Source organism: Streptomyces sp. NPDC006393 (assembly GCF_040628575.1).
Classification (GTDB): domain Bacteria; phylum Actinomycetota; class Actinomycetes; order Streptomycetales; family Streptomycetaceae; genus Streptomyces.
This window is the reverse complement of record NZ_JBEXZD010000204.1, coordinates 1-3,822: the sequence shown is the minus strand read 5'-3', so window position 1 is coordinate 3,822 and position 3,822 is coordinate 1. Positions and strand designations below refer to the sequence as shown.

The following is a 3,822-nucleotide window of genomic DNA, read 5'->3' as shown; positions in this document are numbered from 1 at the left end:
GACGAGCCCTGCCGCCGATCCTACGATCCCGACGGTCACACGGCCGTATGTCTCCACCTCACCCAGAGCCGGGCGTCACGCCCCTCCACAGCTTGCCCATGCCCATGGCACGTGGCGAGAAGGGAGCACAGCATGTTCCGTCGGAGGTTGCGTCCTCTAGGGCCGGCCGGGACCGGTCACCCCCGCACCGCCCCACGCTCAACCGTCGCCCAGCGCGTCCTCGCAGGCGCCGGCGCGGTCGCCATGGTCGGCACCGGCCTCGCCCTGGCGAACTCCGGCTCGGCAGGCGCCGCGACCGCCAACCTGGTGGCCAACCCCGGCTTCGAGAGCGGACTTTCGGGCTGGACGTGCTCGGCCGGGTCCGGCGCGGCGGCCGTGACGAGCCCGGTGCACTCGGGTTCCGGCGCCCTCAAGGCCACCCCGTCCGGCCAGGACGACGCGCGGTGCACCCAGACCATCAGCGTGCAGCCCAACTCCCATTACACGCTGAGCGCTTACGTCCAGGGCTCCTACGTCTACCTCGGCGCCACCGGGACCGGCGCGGGCAGCGACCCCTCGACGTGGACGGCGGGCAACTCCTCGTACGGCCGGCTCAGCGTGGACTTCACCACCGGCGCCGCCACCACCTCGGTGACGATCTACCTGCACGGCTGGTACGGCCAACCCGCCTACGAGGCCGACGACGTGGAGCTCACCGGACCCGGCGGGAGCCAGACCACACCTCCCACCACCGCGCCCCCCACCACCACCCCGCCCCCCACCACAACTCCGCCGCCTTCCACAACTCCACCCTCCACAACTCCGCCCCCCACCACGACCCCGCCGGGCAGCACCACCTGCCCGACGAAGCCCAAGCCGTCGGGCAAGGTCCTCCAGGGCTACTGGGAGAACTGGGACGGCGCCGCCAACGGCGTCCACCCCGGCATGGGCTGGATCCCCATCACCGACAGCCGTATCGCCGCGCACGGCTACAACGTCATCAACGCCGCCTTCCCGGTGATCCTCTCCGACGGCACCGTCAAGTGGGAGGACGGCATGGACGCAGGCGTCAAGGTGCCGACGCCCGCCGAGATGTGCCAGGCCAAGGCCGCGGGCGCCACGATCCTGATGTCGATCGGCGGGGCGGCCGCGGGCATCGACCTGTCCTCGAGCGCGGTCGCCGACCGCTTCGTGGCGACGGTGGTGCCGATCCTCAAGCAGTACAACTTCGACGGGATCGACATCGACATCGAGACCGGCCTGTCCGGAAGCGGCAACATCAACACCCTCTCCACCTCCCAGGCCAACCTGGAGCGCATCATCGACGGCGTGCTGTCGCAGATGCCGGCCGGTTTCGGCCTGACGATGGCGCCCGAGACCGCATACGTCACCGGCGGCAGCGTCACCTACGGCTCGATCTGGGGCGCGTACCTGCCGATCGTCAAGAAGTACGTGGACAACGGCCGCCTGTGGTGGCTCAACATGCAGTACTACAACGGCAGCATGTACGGCTGCTCCGGCGACTCGTACGAGGCGGGCACGGTCGCGGGCTTCACCGCGCAGACCACGTGCCTGAACAACGGACTGGTCGTCCAGGGCACCACGATCAAGGTGCCGTACGACAAGCAGGTCCCCGGGCTGCCGGCCCAACCCGGCGCGGGGGGCGGCTACATGGCGCCCAGCCTGGTCAGCCAGTCGTGGAACGCCTTCAGCGGCGGGCTCAAGGGCCTCATGACGTGGTCGCTCAACTGGGACGGCTCGAAGGGCTGGACGTTCGGCAACAACGTCAGGTCTCTCCAAGGCCGTTGACGCTTCCCTCACTCCTCCCTTCACCTCTCCCGCCCAGTTCTCCCTCCCACTTCCTCTCCCGCTTCGCTCTGCTCCCCCACCCCACCACTCCATGCCCGAGGGACTCCCATGCACTTTGCCAAATGGGCGGCTTCCGCCTCCGCGCTCGCCCTCGCGACCGCCGGTGCGGTCCTCGCCCTGGCCCCCAGCGGCGCGGCCGCCTCGGGCGACGTCTACTCCGTCGCCCCGTATGTCGACATGTCGAACAGTCAGGAGGGCATGCTCGACACGGCCATCACGGGCCATCACCTCAAGGCCTACACGGCGGCCTTCGTACTCGGCTCAGGCTGCAACCAGATCTGGGGCGACACCCTCCCGATCGGCAACGACTCCTTCACCGACCCGTTGATCGCCAAGGCGAAGTCCGAGGGCGCGTCAGTGATCATCTCCTCGGGCGGCGCGAGCGGCCTGCCGCTGGCCTGGACGTGTACGACCCAGAGCTCGATCGACGCCGGGTACCAGGCCCTGATCAACGACTACGGCGTCACGCGGCTGGACTTCGACGTCGAGGGCGCGGCGGTGGCGGACACCGCCGCCGCGGCACGCCACATGCAGGCGATGAAGAACCTCAAGGCCTCCAACCCGAGCCTGCAGTTCTCCATGACCCTGCCGGTCCTGGCGAGCGGGCTGACCAACGACGGCGTCAACATCCTCAAGGCCGCCAAGAACGCGGGCATCAAGATCGACGTGGTCAACATCATGACCATGGACTACTACTCGGGCACCGGGACCGAGATGGGCCAGGGCTCGATCGCCGCCGCACAGGCGACGCTGGCCCAGATGCAGTCCGTCGACTCGAGCTACACGTACGCCAACCTCGGGATCACCCCGATGATCGGCAAGAACGACGACGGTTCGACGTTCACGCTGGCGGACGCGGCGACCGTGGAGAACTTCGCCGCGCAGCACGGCGTCGGGCGGCTGTCGTTCTGGTCCATCAACCGCGACCAGCCGTGCAGCGGAAGCGCCAACTCGCTGTCGACGTGCAGCCAGATCAGCCAGAGCAGCCTGGCGTTCACCGACGCGTTCATGGCGTACGCGGGGGGCTCGGGGACGTCGGGCGGTACGACGAGCGGCGGCACGACGTCGGGCGGTACGACGAGCGGCGGGACCACCACGGGTGGCACGACGAGCGGCGGGACCAGTGGCGGCTCGACCTGCACCATCGCCGCCTGGAACTCCTCGCAGGTCTACACCGGCGGCAATACGGTCTCGTGGAAGGGCCACAACTGGAAGGCCAAGTGGTGGACGCAGGGCGAGGAGCCCGGAACCACCGGGGAGTGGGGCGTCTGGCAGGACCTCGGCTCCTGCTGAACCCCGCACCCTTTGCACGCCGAGCCGGCCTGGCCCCGCTTCCGGGGCCAGGCCGGCGTCGTCCGGGGCTCAGTGCTGGGAGGTGGTCGGGGTGCGGAGGAAGACGGCGGCGATGAGGGCGGTGGCCAGGACGAGCGCGGTGTCGACCGCGACGGCGGTCCGGATGCCGTGCAGGATCCCGGTCACGGTGGTGGTCGTCATCGCGCCCGTCGCGATCGCGCTCATCACCGGGGTGCCCATGGTGATACCGATCTGCTGGCTCATCGTGGCCAGACCGGTCGCCATGCCCTGCTCATGATCGGGCAGACCGCTGGTCGCGGTCACCATGAACCCGACGATCAGCAGCATGTTGCCCACCCCGCCCACGAACGTGGCCGGCAGCAGCAGTCCAAGGCTTCCCGTGGTCGTGCCCAGCGGCAGCAGCGCGGCCGTCGCGACGGTCTGCACCAGCGCACCCGTCACCAGCGCCGTCCGGGTCCCGGTCCAGCCGATGAACCGCGGCGCCAGCATTCCGCCCGCCACCGTGCCCAGGCCCAGCAGCCCGAACGACAGGCCCGCCGCCAGCGGCGAGAACCCCAGCACCTTCTGCAGATACAGAGTCATCAGGAAGACGAGGGAGGTCTCGGTGGCGAAGGCCAGGACACCCGCGGCATTGCCGAAGGCGACCGTGCGCCGGGTCAG

At 69.6% G+C, this 3,822-nt stretch carries 2 protein-coding genes and 2 pseudogenes; 3 read left to right on the top strand and 1 reads right to left on the bottom strand.

Translation table 11 applies throughout. The annotated features are described in order from the left end of the window. Positions 1-132: 132 nt before the first annotated feature. From ABZ484_RS38425 to ABZ484_RS38415, 3 genes and pseudogenes are all read left to right on the top strand, one after another. Positions 133-642: pseudogene (locus ABZ484_RS38425) on the top strand (carbohydrate binding domain-containing protein); the annotation flags it as partial. Between the two features lie 210 nt (positions 643-852). After that, positions 853-1,788: pseudogene (locus ABZ484_RS38420) on the top strand (chitinase); the annotation flags it as partial. 108 nt (positions 1,789-1,896) lie between these two features. Then, complete coding sequence (locus ABZ484_RS38415) at positions 1,897-3,141, top strand: chitinase (protein WP_358870592.1); 1,245 nt, start codon at positions 1,897-1,899, stop codon at positions 3,139-3,141. A gap of 69 nt (positions 3,142-3,210) precedes the next feature. On the opposite strand, the gene ABZ484_RS38410 is transcribed toward ABZ484_RS38415, so the two are convergent. Further along, positions 3,211-3,822, bottom strand: a 612-nt coding sequence (locus ABZ484_RS38410) for an MFS transporter (protein WP_358870591.1), incomplete at its 5' end; no start/stop codon positions are given.